The organism is Pseudoalteromonas luteoviolacea H33-S, from assembly GCF_001625695.1.
Lineage (GTDB): Bacteria > Pseudomonadota > Gammaproteobacteria > Enterobacterales > Alteromonadaceae > Pseudoalteromonas > Pseudoalteromonas luteoviolacea_B.
In genome coordinates, this window is sequence record NZ_AUXY01000035.1 from 149756 (window position 1) to 165649 (window position 15894).

11 protein-coding genes are annotated in these 15894 nt (G+C 42.9%); 1 reads left to right on the plus strand and 10 read right to left on the minus strand.

All coding sequences use genetic code 11. The features are described 5' to 3' along the window. Positions 1–70: 70 nt before the first annotated feature. From phoR to N477_RS02500, 9 genes are all read right to left on the minus strand, one after another. Positions 71–1399: a phosphate regulon sensor histidine kinase PhoR gene (phoR, locus tag N477_RS02460; RefSeq protein ID WP_063361030.1), complete on the minus strand. Its 1329-nt coding sequence runs from the start codon at positions 1397–1399 to the stop codon at positions 71–73. Between the two features lie 61 nt (positions 1400–1460). Further along, positions 1461–2150 (minus strand): phosphate regulon transcriptional regulator PhoB, encoded by a 690-nt coding sequence (gene phoB / locus N477_RS02465; protein ID WP_023399796.1) that lies wholly within the window; start codon positions 2148–2150, stop codon positions 1461–1463. A 616-nt stretch (positions 2151–2766) separates the two neighbouring features. Beyond that, the gene (gene fba / locus N477_RS02470; protein WP_063361031.1) at positions 2767–3831 is read right to left on the minus strand and encodes a class II fructose-bisphosphate aldolase; all 1065 of its coding nucleotides are present in this window, start codon (positions 3829–3831) and stop codon (positions 2767–2769) included. 149 nt (positions 3832–3980) lie between these two features. After that, positions 3981–5159 carry a phosphoglycerate kinase gene (locus tag N477_RS02475; protein WP_063361032.1) on the minus strand — a complete coding sequence of 393 codons (1179 nt, stop codon included), beginning with the start codon at positions 5157–5159 and terminating at the stop codon, positions 3981–3983. 30 nt (positions 5160–5189) lie between these two features. Continuing rightward, the gene (gene epd / locus N477_RS02480; protein WP_063361033.1) at positions 5190–6203 is read right to left on the minus strand and encodes an erythrose-4-phosphate dehydrogenase; all 1014 of its coding nucleotides are present in this window, start codon (positions 6201–6203) and stop codon (positions 5190–5192) included. Between the two features lie 162 nt (positions 6204–6365). Then, positions 6366–6959, minus strand: coding sequence for a 3'-5' exonuclease (locus tag N477_RS02485; RefSeq protein ID WP_231098070.1), 594 nt, complete (start codon positions 6957–6959; stop codon positions 6366–6368). 28 nt (positions 6960–6987) lie between these two features. Next, positions 6988–8835, minus strand: a complete 1848-nt coding sequence (locus N477_RS02490) for a DUF294 nucleotidyltransferase-like domain-containing protein (RefSeq protein WP_063361035.1) — start codon at positions 8833–8835, stop codon at positions 6988–6990. 62 nt (positions 8836–8897) lie between these two features. After that, a complete protein-coding gene (locus N477_RS02495; RefSeq protein ID WP_063361036.1) occupies positions 8898–10622 on the minus strand; it encodes a sodium:solute symporter family protein in 1725 nt (574 codons plus the stop codon). Between the two features lie 11 nt (positions 10623–10633). Beyond that, positions 10634–10897, minus strand: coding sequence for a DUF4212 domain-containing protein (locus tag N477_RS02500; protein WP_039611905.1), 264 nt, complete (start codon positions 10895–10897; stop codon positions 10634–10636). A gap of 400 nt (positions 10898–11297) precedes the next feature. Between N477_RS02500 and N477_RS02505 the strand changes: the two genes are divergently transcribed. Further along, on the plus strand, positions 11298–14717 hold the full coding sequence (locus tag N477_RS02505) for a PAS domain-containing hybrid sensor histidine kinase/response regulator (protein ID WP_063361037.1): 3420 nt from the start codon (positions 11298–11300) through the stop codon (positions 14715–14717). A 5-nt stretch (positions 14718–14722) separates the two neighbouring features. Here the strand turns inward: N477_RS02505 and N477_RS02510 are convergent, their stop codons facing one another. After that, positions 14723–15817 (minus strand): sensor domain-containing diguanylate cyclase, encoded by a 1095-nt coding sequence (locus N477_RS02510; protein ID WP_231098071.1) that lies wholly within the window; start codon positions 15815–15817, stop codon positions 14723–14725. Positions 15818–15894 lie beyond the last annotated feature (77 nt).

Consider the following 15894-nt stretch of genomic DNA (forward strand, 5'->3'; position numbering starts at 1 on the left):
CTCCGATTGTTCGTCCCATTTGATTACCTGATGCTCATTGTGCGCTCAGTAAATTACAATAAAATTACTCTTAAATGACACTTTTATGACTTTCAGACACTGTCATAAAAATGCGTTTTTCTTTTGGAAAAGAGAATGAAAAACATGAGCCCTCCCCCACGGTACTGATAATATCTAGATGAGAGTCATGACGGCTCAGTACATGCTTTGTGATCGCAAGACCAAGACCTGAGCCCCCAGTTTTCCGGCTTCTCGCTTTATCCACTCGATAAAAGCGCTCCGTTAAACGATTAATATGTTCTGGTGCAATGCCATCCCCATTATCCGTTACAGCAAATGCTGGGCACTCCCCTTCTAAATACCATCTAACGACAATTTTGCCATTCGGTTTCGTATAGTGAATGGCATTGAATACGAGGTTTGAAAAAGCACTGCGCAGCTCATCAACACTCCCTTTGATGTCCAAAGTCTCATCTATATCAAACTCAATGTCATGATGTTTATCTTGATTCAGGGAAAGTGCTTCAGTCAGGATCAACTGCAACATACCAGGTACGTTAACAGCTTTATCATTACCTTGATCTCTATCACCTTCAATGCGGGATAGAGAAAGCAGCTGATTCACTAAGCTGTCCATGCGCTTGCACTGCTCAATCATGGTTAAATGTGCTTTTTGCCACATCGCAGGCGGCGGCATATTGTCACCTTCCATCATTTCTAGATAACCCGTGACCACGGTCAAAGGTGTACGAAGTTCATGCGAAACGTTAGCAACGAAGTCTTTGCGCATTTGCTCAAGTTTTTTAAGTCTCGAAATGTCACGCACAACCATCATCAGCTGCTCAGCATAGGGCATGACCCGAAATTCTAACACTCGTTCATCGTTGTGGCCGCTTTCTAACTCCAACGGATCCGTGAAGTCATGATCTTGCATATACTTTACAAACTTGGGATCACGGATCAGGTTATCCAAACGCTGGCCATGATCAGTTGGCCATTGCAGCCCTAAGATCTTAAGCGCCAACTGATTGCACCAAATAATACTGAGATCCTGCTGCATCACGATCACTGCATCGGGCACCGCCTCAGCACCTTCACGAAAGCGACGGATCAAAGCGGCAAGCTCGTTACGCTTTTTACGATTGCGATGTTGAAGGTGATAGATCCCTTCGAAAATTTGCTCCCACGCACCAGATCCTTCAGGTGGATTAAAGCTGCGTTGATTGATCAACCAATCACTCAACTTATAGAGCTGCTTAAAATGCCAAAACAACAGCACTGTTGCGCCCAGAAATAACATCACAAAAGGCGCACCAAGCAGAATACCTATCAGGGTAAGCGGCAGAAAATACAAAAACAGGCGTTTTAATAACGCCTGTTTATCAATCACTCTATACATATAAAATGATCCTAAAGATTAAGCGCTAGGATAACGCTACCACAGCGCATAAATTAATGCTTTATACTTTACTAGAAAAGCGATAACCCGCACCACGGACAGTCTGAACTAATCTGTCGTGGCCAAGTGGCGCAATTGCTTTTCTTAGGCGACGAATATGTACATCAACCGTACGGTCTTCAACATACACATTAGTGCCCCAAACGTGATCGAGCAACTGTTCACGGCTATAAACACGCTCTGGATGGGTCATAAAGAAGTGTAACAATCTAAACTCAGTTGGCCCCATTTCTAATTCGTTACCAGCAGAGGTAACACGGTGTGAAATTGGATCCAGCCTTAAGCCATGTACCTCTATCGCCTCTTCAAGCGATGTAGGAGATACGCGGCGCATTACCGCCTTAATTCTCGCCATAAGCTCCTTTGGAGAAAAAGGCTTAGTCACGTAGTCATCTGCACCTACTTCTAATCCTTTAACTTTGTCTTCCTCCTCACCACGTGCTGTTAACATGATGATAGGGATCTGACGAGTATACTCACTTTGCTTAAACTTTTTCGCAATTTGGATACCGCTACCGCCAGGTAACATCCAATCTAGGAGCACCATATCTGGGTATGGCTCTACCATGGCTGCAATCGCTGAATCATAGTCTTCCGCTTCAATTGCTTGAAAGCCATTCTGTTCTAACACAAACACCAACATTTCTCTGATTGGTGCTTCGTCATCAACTACTAGTACTCTACGTGACATTCCCATTTATCTCTTACGTTACCGAAGTCGGTTTCATTATTATGACTAAGTATGACAGTTTTATGAAAGTTTACCTGATAATATAACGTTAATGCATTTATCAGGAACATAGTTTCAATAAGTTAGATACAATTTGTTCCTATTTTATCTGCAATTAGCGTGAGTTAGCATCGAATAAAGGTGTTTTTTTTGCAATAAAAATTTAGATTAAAAAATTATTAAGATCGTGTAATTTTACAAGGATCATTATTTTCCTAAGTCCACCAACTTGAGATCACTTTCTTACCTAGCAGATCCTTTTGGGATCAGATCTATACGTACTAGAGAGATAAGTTCAGATATTAGGTAATGCTAAGTTATTGATCTTTGATTCTGTGACAACACAAAGCTTGTTAAAGTACAGACAAAACTTAGATCCGATACAGTCCGAGTTAGTAATAATTCGATCCCAATGTTAGATCGTTAGTAAATTAATGATCTGATCGCTTCAAGGTTAGTAAAATAACGATCCCGCTCACTGATCAAGCAGCTCAAACACAACTGCACACCATAAAACATGTATTCAATGCGAAAAAAAAGCCCCTAATGGGGCTTTTCTTAAGTGTAATTACGAGAATTACTTAACTTGAGGTGCAAGTTCACCTGAAAGGTATTTAACATGCATATCATCTAAAGAAATTGGTTTAATATTAGATGCTTGACCTGCTGTACCAAACGCTTCATAACGTGCAACACAAATCTCAGTCATTGCTTTAGTCGCTTCAGCTAGGTACTTACGAGGATCAAAATTTGCTGGGTTATGTGCAAGGTGACGACGAATTGCACCAGTAGCGGCTAAACGTAAGTCTGTATCAATGTTCACTTTACGTACACCGTGTTTGATCCCTTCAACGATTTGCTCAACTGGCACACCATATGTTTCTGGGATTTCACCACCAAACTCGTTAATAACAGCAAGCCACTCTTGTGGTACTGATGAAGAGCCATGCATAACTAAGTGCGTGTTAGGAATACGCGCATGGATCTCTTTAATGCGGTTAATCGCAAGAATGTCACCTGTAGGTGGACGTGTGAATTTATATGCACCGTGCGATGTACCACATGCAATCGCTAAGGCATCAACACCCGTTTTCTTAACAAAGTCAGCAGCTTCTTCTGGATCAGTCAGTAACTGATCTTGAGTCAGTTTACCAACCGCGCCAATGCCATCTTCTTCACCTGCTTCACCAGTTTCCAAAGAACCTAGTACACCTAGCTCGCCTTCTACTGATACTCCACACGCGTGCGCCATTTCAACTGTGCGACGTGTAACATCTACGTTGTACTCATAAGATGAGGGGGTTTTGCCATCATCAAGCAAAGAGCCATCCATCATGACCGATGAAAAACCTAATTGAATTGAACGCTGACATACCGCAGGAGATGTACCGTGATCTTGGTGCATAACAACTGGGATATGTGGCCATTCTTCAACAGCAGCTAAAATCATATGGCGAATAAAAGGGGCACCGGCATAGCTTCTAGCACCTGCAGAGCCTTGTACGATAACTGGGCTGTTTGTTCTATCAGCCGCTTCCATAATCGCACGCATTTGCTCTTGGTTATTCACGTTAAAGGCAGGAACGCCGTATCCATTCTCAGCCGCATGATCGAGAAGTTGACGCATACTGATTAAAGCCATATTGCTTTTCTCCAATTTTTGATAGCACTTGGCTATCTATTTGAACGGGGTAGATTTAGTTTGGTTGCATCACAACCGCTATTAACCTAAACAAAGAGTGAGAGAGTGTTTAAGTTAATAGTTGGAGGCCAAACAGGCCCCCTTAAATTTTATGCTTTTGCTCTTTGCTCTAGCATATCAACTGCTGGTAACTTTTTACCTTCCAAGAATTCTAGGAAAGCACCACCACCAGTTGAAATATACGATATCTCATCGCCAACGCCATATTTATCAATCGCAGCCAATGTGTCGCCACCACCAGCGATTGAAAACGCTTTAGACTTGGCAATCGCATGTGCAATGGCTTCTGTACCATTACCAAATTGATCGAACTCAAAAACGCCAACTGGGCCGTTCCAAACAACAGTGCCAGCTTGCTCGATGATTTTAGCTAATTCATTTGCCGTATTAGGACCAATATCAAAAATCATGTCATCACTTTCAACTTCAGAAGCATCTTTAATCACTGCAACTGCTGTTTCTGAGAACTCTTTACCAACAACAACATCTGAAGGTACTGGGATTTCACCATTATTTGCTTTCGCTGCAGTACTGAGCTTTTGAGCTTCAGGAATTAACTCTTCTTCATATAAAGACTTACCTACAGGGTTACCAGACGCCGCAATAAATGTATTGGCGATACCACCACCTGTAACTAACTGATCAACAACCGTTGATAGTGAATCCAGAACCGTTAATTTAGTAGACACTTTAGAGCCACCGACAATCGCAACCAATGGACGAGCAGGATTATCTAATGCTTTACCCAAAGCATCTAATTCAGCCGCCAATAAAGGACCTGCACAAGCAACATCTGCAAATTGACCTACGCCATGTGTTGATGCTTGAGCACGGTGTGCAGTACCAAAAGCATCCATTACGTAAATATCACAAAGAGCTGCAAGCTGTTTAGAAAGCGCCTCGTCGTTTTTCTTCTCACCTTTATTAAAGCGTACATTTTCAAAAACAACCACTTCGTTATCAGCAACTTCAACACCATCAAGATAGTCAGTAACGAGTCTTACATTTTGTTCAAGTACTTCATTTAGGTAATCAACAACCGGCTGAAGTGAATACTGAGCATCGTATTCCCCTTCCGTTGGGCGACCTAGGTGTGACATCACCATTACTTTAGCGCCTTTTTCTAGGGCTAATTTAATGGTAGGCAAAGATGCTTTGATGCGCGCGTCAGACGTCACTTTTGCGTCTTTCACTGGCACGTTCAAATCTTCGCGAATAAGCACGCGTTTGCCGTTTAAATCTAAATCCGCCATCTTGATGACTGACATGGACATCTCCTTAAAAGAACGATACTAAAATTAAGAGGCTTTAATCATTGCCATTGCGGTGTCGAGCATACGGTTTGCAAACCCCCACTCGTTATCACACCAAACTAACACCTTCACCAAGCGTTTATGGCTCACTCGGGTTTGGGTGCCATCAATAATACTAGAGTGAGAGTCGTGATTAAAATCCACCGATACTAAGGGTTCTTCGGTGTAATCTAAAATCCCTTGTAGCCTGCCACTGGCAGCCTTCTCCAATACCTGATTTACTTGTTCTAACGTGACATCACTTTGCAAAGATACACTTAAGTCCATTGCGGTCACATTAATTGTAGGAACTCTGACGGCAATTGCTTCAAAGCGCCCATGAAATTTAGGTAATATGCGCTCAATACCACGCGCCAATTTTGTATCAACTGGAATAATCGACTGACTTGCAGCGCGAGTACGCCTTAAGTCTTTATGGTATGCATCAATTACTTGCTGGTCATGCATCGATGCATGAATGGTTGTTATTGCACCAGACTCGATACCAAAAGCATCATCTAATACTTTAATGACAGGAACAATACAGTTTGTTGTACACGACCCATTTGAGACTATGGTATGTGCTGCTTTTAAGTTATCGTCATTGATACCATAGACAATGGTTTCGTCTACATCTGCATCAGCGGGGTGAGAAAACAGCACTTTTTTAGCGCCTGCGGCGATATGCGCTGTCGCATGCTGCCTAGAGTGATAAACACCAGTACATTCTAAAACGACATCGATATCTAAGGCATGCCATGGTAAATGACTTGGGTCTTGCTCATTAAAAATTTGAATTTGTTGCCCAGCAACTTCTAGATAGGGTTTGTTGAGATTGACTGGAAATGCGAAGCGACCATGCGAGGTGTCGTACTTCATTAAATGCGCGATCCCTTCAGGATCTGCCAACTCGTTAATAGCAACTATTTGAAATTCATTGTTGCGCCCAGACTCAAAGAGGGCTCGGACAATATTGCGACCTATGCGACCAAAACCATTGATTGCCAGTTTGATTGTCATTAATTAGAAGACCCATTTTCTACATGCGATAAAGAAGTAACCTAGACTCCTTTGTAAAGATGGCGCTATTGTAATCGACCTTGAACAAATGTGTAAGTGATATGCAAAAATTTTTCTTTATATGAGGTAAATTGCCAAAAAAAGAACGTGAACTACCTTACTTTATACTAAATTTCGCAGCTTGATAGACTTTTGAGTATCTAAATGACCGACTTGAGCCAACAAAAGCTCTGCGGTTGCCAGTGCATCGCTTAACGCATTGTGATTTTGATAAGTAGGCAAGCCATATCGCGCTCGGCACGCGGGCAGAGTTAACTGCTCTTGCCGTACCGCCTCCTGAGCTCGGAGCAGACGTTTTTTTTCCAACTTTAAAGTATCTATGATGCACTTAGGTTGTACAGAGATATCGTATTGAATAAAGTGTTTTTGCAAAAACCCCCAATCAAGAAACGCATTGTGACACACCAATGTTTTAGTATTTAAAGCACTTGCCAAGGCAGTGAGGATTTGCACAAGACACTCGCCTTTTTCTTCAATTTCAGGCTCTGATATGCCGTGATAAATTGGGCTCTGTTCAAGGTCTTTTACACCTTTGTTTAACCGGTATTGTGCACTCTGTAACGCAACCTGACCTCGATTTATTTCCACCCAAGCAACAGAGACAATCTCATGCTGATTAGGGTCTAACCCCGTCAGCTCTAAGTCGACAACAACGAGCTCACTTTCCAACCAAAGCGGTTCACGCTCTTTTCTCATGAAACTTGGCAACAACCATCTCATATATTTACAAACTACCTCGTGCAAATTTAAATACGCATGCTTGCTGCGCTTGCTTGATTAGGTGAAATGCTTCTTTTAACTGATGGCGCTCCAAAGAGCTTAAGTGCTCTGGGTTAATACAATTGGGTGGTAAATCTAAATCCTCAATCTGTATTTTAAAGCGCAATTGAGTCAAAAATCGCCAGCAATCTTGCAAATTATAAATATCTTCTTTGCTTAAAATTGAAAACGCTTTCAATGCCTCTAAACGCGCTTGCGTATTGGCTTTTGCCACACCACACTTAAGCGCATAAATGCGAGCAAGGTCGTTGACAATCGCCACGCCACGCGTTTTTAAATCCAGATAACCATGTTTTCTTTTATCACGCTGTAGCTTAAATTGTTGAAACAACCCCATCGGCACACTATTGGCACTGATGTCGGTCGCCATTGCCGCAAAGAAGATATCTTGCTTTTGCATATTGTTAAGCTGTGCATTTAAAGCTTGATAAAGGAATTGGTCTCCAAAAATAAAACGCCTATCAAAAAAGATTTTACTGTTGAGCATCGCTTGAGGCGTCGGGGTATGGCACCATTGATCAAAACGCATCAGCCACTCATCAACAGTACCTCGACACAGCTCATTACTAGCCATAATACCGCCAGGACATGCTTTTATCCCGCAACTAATGAGATGCCCAGTAACAAATTCCCCCAATTTTGCAAAATAGGCCCTTTGATGCGGCAAAATAGAATTTGAGACAATCAAGCCATTGTCTTGGTCTGAGTGTAACGTTTGCTCTTCTCGTGCTTGAGAGCCAAAACATATCCAACAAAAACGACAAGGCGGCTCACCTTGCTGTTTGATAAATAATTCAGTTAAGCGACTCGTCATTGCATCAGTTAAGCCACTGAGCAGTGTCCCAATAAACGAAATATCTTCAACTGTATTAGAGAATCCTCTCAATAAAGCTGGTATCTCCTTCGCCAAATGAACAACCTCTTGATGACTATTCGCTTTATATATTTGCCCAATTAATTGTACCGGGTCGTGCTTTTGTTGACGCAATAAGTCCGTACTGGTCACCATGCCTAAAGGCATGCGTTCTTCATTGAGCACAGGTAAATGATGGATATTGTGTTTAAGCATTAAGTGTAAAGCAGCAAAAGCACGATTATTTTCAAAAATAAATTTAGGATCGCGGGTCATCACTTTTGTCACGGACACGTGTGGGTCAAGCTCCGCCGCCAAAACACGATTACGTAAATCTCTATCTGTCACTATCCCTGATAGCTGCCCGTTTTCAGTGATGATCACTGAAGACACACCCGCTTTGTGCATAGTTTTAGCCGCTTCTACAACGCTCGCTTTTGGCTCTATAGTCACAGCTGTTCTGCACATTAACGTCGATATCTTTCGCTCTGACCACCCTCTTCCCCGCTCTTTATAGTGACTCGACAATAAGCGCTTTTTATGCGCACGCACAAAGTGCTGCTCAAATGCTGGATACTCTCGTCTTAAAAAATCAAAGTCTTCTTGCGGCAGTAAAAAAATAAGCCCGCCAGTTTGCACTTCTAGGTGGTTTTGAATATCTTCCCCAGTGAGTAATGACGGGTAACCAAAGTAGTCGCCCTCTCCCAATCTCGTGACTACTTCTCCTGAATTATCAACTAAATCAAACACACCTGAGCGCACAAGATATAAATACTTTTGTTCAGAACTCAGTAATTCAGCCTGATTCAACGAGGTGATATACACAACCTTTGCATGATTCACAAAGAAATGTGCACAAGATGCAGGCAGCGTGCTAAACGGCAGTTGCTGCGTCACAAAATCTAGTACATCGGTGACTGCTGAGTGGGTATGTGTCATTTTTAATAGCCTCAAAAAATAATAGCCCAGCAAGAGCTGGGCTATTATTCATCTTCAACGTTTTAGTGCGCGTGTGCTTCACCAGAGCCTTTTGGATTACGGATCCCATCTACCATGCGCTTCACCTCATCTGGCGTTTCAGCGGTCAGTTTCATCACAACCGCGGCAACACCAAAGTTAACCAGCATACCGATAATACCGATACCTTCAGGTGAGATACCAAATAGCCAGTTTGCAGGGGCGTTCAACTCAGGGCTCACAAATTTAAAGTAAATAATGTACGCCGCTGTAAAGCCAATACCCGAGATCATACCGGCGATAGCCCCCTCTTTGTTCATGCGTTTAGAGAAAATCCCCATAATAATGGCTGGGAAGAAACTCGCAGCCGCTAAGCCGAAGGCAAACGCCACTACCGATGCCACAAATCCCGGTGGGTTTATGCCAAAGTAGGCCGAGATCCCGATGGCCACCATCGCCGCGAGCCTTGCAGCCATGAGTTCTTGCTTGTCACTGATGTCAGGTTTGAGCGTGCGCTTGAGTAAATCATGCGACACCGATGTCGAGATAACCAGCAATAACCCTGCGGTTGTCGACAGTGCAGCTGCAATACCACCTGCGGCAACCAGAGCAATGACCCAAGCAGGTAAGTCTGCAATTTCTGGGTTTGCCAATACCATGATATCTCTATCAATTTTAACCTCGTTTGTACTTGCAGGGTCGTCAATTTTGCCTGCAGAGTAGAACATTTTGCCATCACCGTTTTTATCATTAAATGTGATAAGGCCTGTTCTTTCCCAGTTCTTCACCCACTGAGGCGCTTCAGCATATGCTGTGCCACTGCCGTCTTTACCATTAATCGTATCTATCATGTTTACTCGTGCAAACGAAGCAACGGCAGGCGCTGTTGTATAAACAATGGCGATAAATACCAATGTCCACGCCGCAGAGATACGCGTATCTTTTACTTTTGGTACAGTGAAGAAGCGCACGATAACATGGGGTAAACCCGCAGTACCCACCATCAATGCCGCTGTAATTGCAAACACATCAATCATACTCTTAGACCCCTCGGTGTACTGGGCAAATCCCAGCTCGGTACTGAGCCCATCGAGTTTATCGAGTAAATAGGTGTTTGAGCCATCAGCAAGCGTTGCACCAAACCCAGTTTGAGGCAATAAATGGCCTGTCATCATCATAGAAATAAAGATAGCCGGTACTAAGTAAGCAAACACTAATACACAGTACTGTGCCACTTGTGTGTAAGTAATTCCTTTCATACCACCTAACACGGCGTAGAAGAAAACAATAACCATACCGATATAAACACCCGTTTCAATATCAACCTCTAGGAAACGAGAGAAAACGACGCCAACACCACGCATCTGCCCTGCAATGTAGGTGAAGCAAATAAAAATGGCACACAAAATAGCCACAACCCGTGCGACCTGTGAGTAATATCTATCCCCAATGAAATCAGGTACGGTAAATTTACCAAACTTACGTAAATATGGTGCCAGACAAAGTGCTAGCAATACATAACCACCCGTCCACCCCATTAGGTAAACACCGCCATCATATCCCGCAAAAGAGATAATACCCGCCATAGAAATAAACGACGCAGCACTCATCCAATCCGCTGCGGTTGCCATCCCATTTGCCAGCGGTGGTACTCCGCCACCCGCAACATAGAACTCATTAGTTGATCCAGCACGCGCCCAAATGGCGATACCGATATATAACGCAAAGCTCAGCCCTACGATTAAAAATGTAAACGATTGAACATCCATTATGCTGCTCCTTACTCATCTACGCCGTATTTTTTATCGAGCGCATCCATTTTTGATACGTAGACAAAAATCAAAGCAACAAATGTATAAATTGCACCTTGTTGTGAAAACCAAAAGCCCAATTTAAACCCAAAAAAACGTACTTCGTTCAGTACATCGACAAATAAAATGCCACATCCAAATGACACCACAAACCAAATTACTAGTAGCTTAAACATCAAGGCTAGATTTTCTGACCAATATGCTTTTGCTTGTTCTTCACTTTTAAAGGCCATGATTAACTCCCCGTTTAACGCATAGTGTATATATGCGTTGGTATTAATTGACCTTTTGACTGTAGCAACGGCTTGTCTAGATTGAATTGAGACCTTAGTCGTAAACACAAGATGACGTTTACGTAAACTGCAAATTAAAACAACTTGAATATATTTAATAGATATTAAAATCAATATCTTAGAAAATATATGTATGTCATATCATGCAAATTATTAACACGTCATACGGTATAAGACATTAGTCTAATTAGCACAATAAATTACCAATTCTTCATAAGAATCAGCGTATTATATTTATAGACTAACTCACTGGCATATTCTGGGTAAGCCAGATAAGATGAGGGCTCAAACCAATCATCAAATTTAATAATACAATCAATAACATCAATTAGGACCGACGATGACAGCTGCGCTTATTTTGGTTGCCCTGAGTTATATTGGCCTACTTTTTTGGCTGGCCAATTGGGGAGATAAACATACGCCATTGGCACAAAAGATAAGCCATCACCCCTTTGTCTATGCGCTTGCGCTGGGGATTTATTGTACATCATGGACATACTACGGTTCAGTTGGTACCGCCGCTGCCAGTAGCTGGCACTTCTTCCCCATTTTGCTTGGGCCCGCGCTACTGTTTTTATTTGGTCACGGCTTTTTACGTAAACTAATATTGGTCAGTAAAAAGCAAAATATCACCACGATTTCAGACTTTATCAGTGCCCGTTACGGCAAAAGACAAATGACTGCGGTTATGGTCACACTCATCGCCTTGCTTGCGACTATTCCTTACATTGCACTGCAACTCAAAGCGTTGGCCAACAGCTTCGAACTGCTGCGTCAAAATGATGAAGTCTCAGGCGCGATATTGGCATTGATCGGCACCTTAATGATGGCACTGTTTGCTATCTTTTTCGGCGCACGAAAGGTCGATGTTACAGAATACCGCTCAGGGCTCATGTTAGCGGTTGCATTTGAGTCTATCATTAAACTACTTGCCCTTATCGCCGTTGCATATATTTCAATCCAAGCCCTATTTTTGCAAAGCGATACTCATTCAATTTGGGCGCATTGGCGCGACTTTGATTTCGCTAACTTTAACTTTATTGGCCAAACGCTAATGGCAGCAGCTGCCATCATTTGCCTTCCTAGACAGTTTCACGTCACCGTTGTAGATAACCAAAACAGTAACCATTTAAACACCGCAAGGTGGGCGTTTCCGCTATATTTAATGTTGATTGCTTTGATGATCATTCCCATCGCAAGCGCCGCAATACACCCGGGTATTGGTCAAGGGATAGCCGCAGACAGCTTTGTTTTAGGCCTACCGCTCAGCATCGACTATCCTGTGATGTCTACGTTCGTATTTATTGGTGGTCTCTCTGCGGCAACAGCCATGATTGTTGTTGCAACGTTGACGCTAAGTACCATGCTGTCAAATGATATTGTGCTACCTTTACTGCTGAAAAGGCGATTTAAAAAGAGCTTGTTAACCAATAACTACAAGTCACAAATACTGCTTGTTCGACGCTTTATTATTGGTGCTATTTTATTACTTGCTTATTGGTATCAGCAATGGTTTGGGCATGGCGCAGCGCTTGCCAGTATGGGACTAGTTGCCTTTTCTTTAGTCACCCAATTACTACCAGCCATTGTCGGGGGATTGTATTGGCGCAAAGGCCATGCCTATGGCGTATATGCAGGGCTACTCGCGGGACTCATTTGTTGGGCACTGTTTTTATTACTGCCCATTATCTCTTCACCCGAGTTATTGGATTACCAGACTCAGCAAACCATAGTCACACGAGGCACCTTGCTCGCATTGCTTGCCAATATCAGCTGTTACATTAGCTTTTCTTTAGGGGCTCACGAGCGCCTGATCGATAAACTGCAAGCTACCGCATTTGTGAGACCCAAAGAGCAAGCTGCTTTAGCTAAAAAACTAAATAAAGAAGTCAAAGCCACTGTCTATGACTTTAAAGTCCTATTGCAAACTTTTTTAGGTATTCAGCGCAGTCAGCAGTTACTCGGACACTATGCCCTCAACGAAGACATTGATGAAAATAATGCGTCGCCAACCCCTGATTTCATTAACTTTTGTGAGCGTGCATTAACTGGTGTGCTTGGTGCGTCGTCAGCACAAGCCCTGATCCACGCAGTATCCTCAGGCAAGCAAATGGCGTTTGAAGAAGTTGTCACCTTTTTTGATGAAACAACACAAGCGCTACAATTTAACCAGAACCTTTTATTTACCTCACTGGAAAACCTGAGTCATGGTATCTCAGTCGTAGATAAAGACCTAAAGCTTGTTGCTTGGAACAAGCGTTATCATGAAATGTTTGAATACCCTCAAGGTTACCTGCAAGTAGGTCAAGATATTGAAGAGATTATCCGCTACAACGCACAGCGCGGTGAATGTGGGCCCGGCGCATTAGAAAAGCTGGTTGAAAAGCGTGTGCAGCACCTCAAAAATGGCACCCCCCATCACTATATACGGCACAGAGAAAATGGACAGGTTTTTGAAATGACAGGTAACCCGCTGCCTGGCGGTGGCTTTGTTACTAGTTTCTCTGATATCACTATGCACATGGCCACGCAAAATGCACTTGAAGAGATCAACATGGACTTGGAAAATCGCATTGAAGCCAGAACACTTGAAATACGTGCAATAAACCAAGATTTAAAAGCCCAAATCGCAACTCGAGAAAAAATAGAGCAAGATCTTGTCAGTGCAAAAAAAGAAGCCGAACGCGCAAACGACAGTAAAACGCGATTTTTAGCCCTTGCCAGTCACGATATCCTTCAACCGCTGAATGCTGCAAGGTTATACCTTGGCGCCATTGATGAGCAGCAGATCCCTGATACACAAAAGAGTAACCTCAATAAACTGGGTGATAGCTTGGACTCAACCGTCCACCTCATGTCCTCGTTACTCGATATCGCCAAGCTAGAACAAGGTGCCATGCAGCCCACTCCGAAGCACTTTAACCTCAAGGATATTATTAAACCTTTAGTCAATGAATACGCCATTATCTGCCAAGACAAAGGGCTCAAGCTGAGAGTGCGAAACGCTGAGCATATTGTACATAGCGACATTACTTATTTACGCCGTGTAATTCAAAACCTAGTATCAAATGCGGTTAAATATACGGATTCTGGCACCGTGCTTATTGCCTGTCGCAAACGCGCACATAGCTTGCGTATTGAAGTGTGGGATACAGGTCCTGGGATCTCGCAACTTGAACAAGAAAAAATATTTACTGATTTTTATCGCATTGAATCCGGGGATAACCGCGGCGTCGGGCTAGGCCTGGGCGTTGTAAAGCGCCTCTGTGATTTAATGAGCATTCCTCTATCCATGCACTCAAAGCTATCAGCAGGCAGTCGCTTTTGTATTGAAGTGCCATTGGGCGAACAACAACATGTACAAGCAGACAGCAAAGTGAGACCGTCAAAGAATAAAAGGCAGCTCTCTGTTATAGTAATTGATGATGATCCTAACAACTTGGCGGCGATGTCCAGTCTATTGGATAAATGGCAGCTCCAACACTCAGTGTTTGCACAAGTCGATGATATACTCGCCTATGCAAAAAGCCATAAAGCACCCGATGTATTACTGGTTGATTATCAGCTTGGTACTGAATGCGACGGAGTCACGTTAATCGCAACTCTCAGAGAAATTTGGCAACATGACATTCCCGCAGCCCTCATAACCGCAGTGCGCGATCAATCTTTGAAAGCTCAGGTTAAAGCGAAACAAATACATTACCTAACTAAACCATTAAAACCAGCCAAGCTCAAAGCACTACTGAATCACTCCCAGTGATTCAGTTACAACGCGAGTTTTATTTGGTTTCGCCCGGCGGCTTTCGCTTGATAAACAGCTTGATCTGCTGCTTTTAGTGATTGGCTAAAGGGCATATTTAGATTTACGCTGGCGACACCGATACTGACCGTAAAATGAATAATGTCACCTTCATACTGAACCTCTAACGCTGCGGCTTTTTCCTTGAGCCGCTGCGCTACATTCATTGCCAACGCAACTTCTGTCTCAGGTAGCAAAATGATAAATTCTTCACCACCTAACCGGCACACGCAATCTTCCGTGCGCACCAATGAATTACAACACTGAGCAAATTGCTTTAACACTTCATCGCCACCATCATGGCCGTATTTATCATTGATCAACTTAAATCTATCTAGGTCAATCATTAACAAGCTGAGTGGCCTATCCGCGCGTTGATGGCGACTCATTTCACTCTTGGCATAATCCATGACATAGCGGCGGTTATTCAGTCCTGTTAAGACATCCTGAAATGCCATCTCCGTTAAGCGCTGCTGCATTTGCCATAACTCATGTACCAATAGCCTACGGCTGCAACAATCAGCAATAAGCTCCGTCGCAACTACCTCCCATTGCAACCAATTTCTGGGTTCAAAACGCCCTTCACAGCACACCACTCCAATGGCTAAACCATTTTGAAAAATCGCGGCATCCAGTAAAGCGCAGATCTGCTGTGGTACTAAATAACCATCCGTAAATTCACTGGTTCTCGCATCTGTCATCGCATCATTTGCAGAGATTGTCTCGCCATTGATAATAGCGCGAAAGTAATTAGGATAATCTTGCACTGCGAGTTCAGGCAAAGGTCCAGTTATCAACCCATTCCAATCTGTATTAGCGTAATTAATTAATTTACTTGGCTTAGCGGCATCATCGAACAACCACACTGATACGCGGCTAACATTCAATAGCTCTTTCGCTTCAAGCAAAATATCTGACAAAAATTGTTGGTGGCCGACAGATACATCGACCTCTTTTGATAAGACTCTTCTAAGCCTCTGTGTGACATGTGTTAGCTCATTATGTCTATTGTTAGACATATCACCTTCATACTCTTTCACATCTACAGCCAATGTTTTCACCCAAATACATCTAGTTTATGTACTCAGTAACCTTTATTTACGGTCACATGTAATAATGCGTAGCCTGTACTCTTGCA

Excerpts from the sequence above, each read along its gene's own strand:
- phoR (WP_063361030.1), bottom strand. The coding sequence starts at position 1,399 with ATGTATAGAGTGATTGATAAACAGGCGTTATTAAAACGCCTGTTTTTG.
- phoB (WP_023399796.1), bottom strand. The coding sequence starts at position 2,150 with ATGTCACGTAGAGTACTAGTAGTTGATGACGAAGCACCAATCAGAGAA.
- fba (WP_063361031.1), bottom strand. The coding sequence starts at position 3,831 with ATGGCTTTAATCAGTATGCGTCAACTTCTCGATCATGCGGCTGAGAAT.
- N477_RS02475 (WP_063361032.1), bottom strand. The coding sequence starts at position 5,159 with ATGTCAGTCATCAAGATGGCGGATTTAGATTTAAACGGCAAACGCGTG.
- epd (WP_063361033.1), bottom strand. The coding sequence starts at position 6,203 with ATGACAATCAAACTGGCAATCAATGGTTTTGGTCGCATAGGTCGCAAT.
- N477_RS02485 (WP_231098070.1), bottom strand. The coding sequence starts at position 6,959 with ATGAGAAAAGAGCGTGAACCGCTTTGGTTGGAAAGTGAGCTCGTTGTT.
- N477_RS02490 (WP_063361035.1), bottom strand. The coding sequence starts at position 8,835 with ATGACACATACCCACTCAGCAGTCACCGATGTACTAGATTTTGTGACG.
- N477_RS02495 (WP_063361036.1), bottom strand. The coding sequence starts at position 10,622 with ATGGATGTTCAATCGTTTACATTTTTAATCGTAGGGCTGAGCTTTGCG.
- N477_RS02500 (WP_039611905.1), bottom strand. The coding sequence starts at position 10,897 with ATGGCCTTTAAAAGTGAAGAACAAGCAAAAGCATATTGGTCAGAAAAT.
- N477_RS02505 (WP_063361037.1), top strand. The coding sequence starts at position 11,298 with ATGACAGCTGCGCTTATTTTGGTTGCCCTGAGTTATATTGGCCTACTT.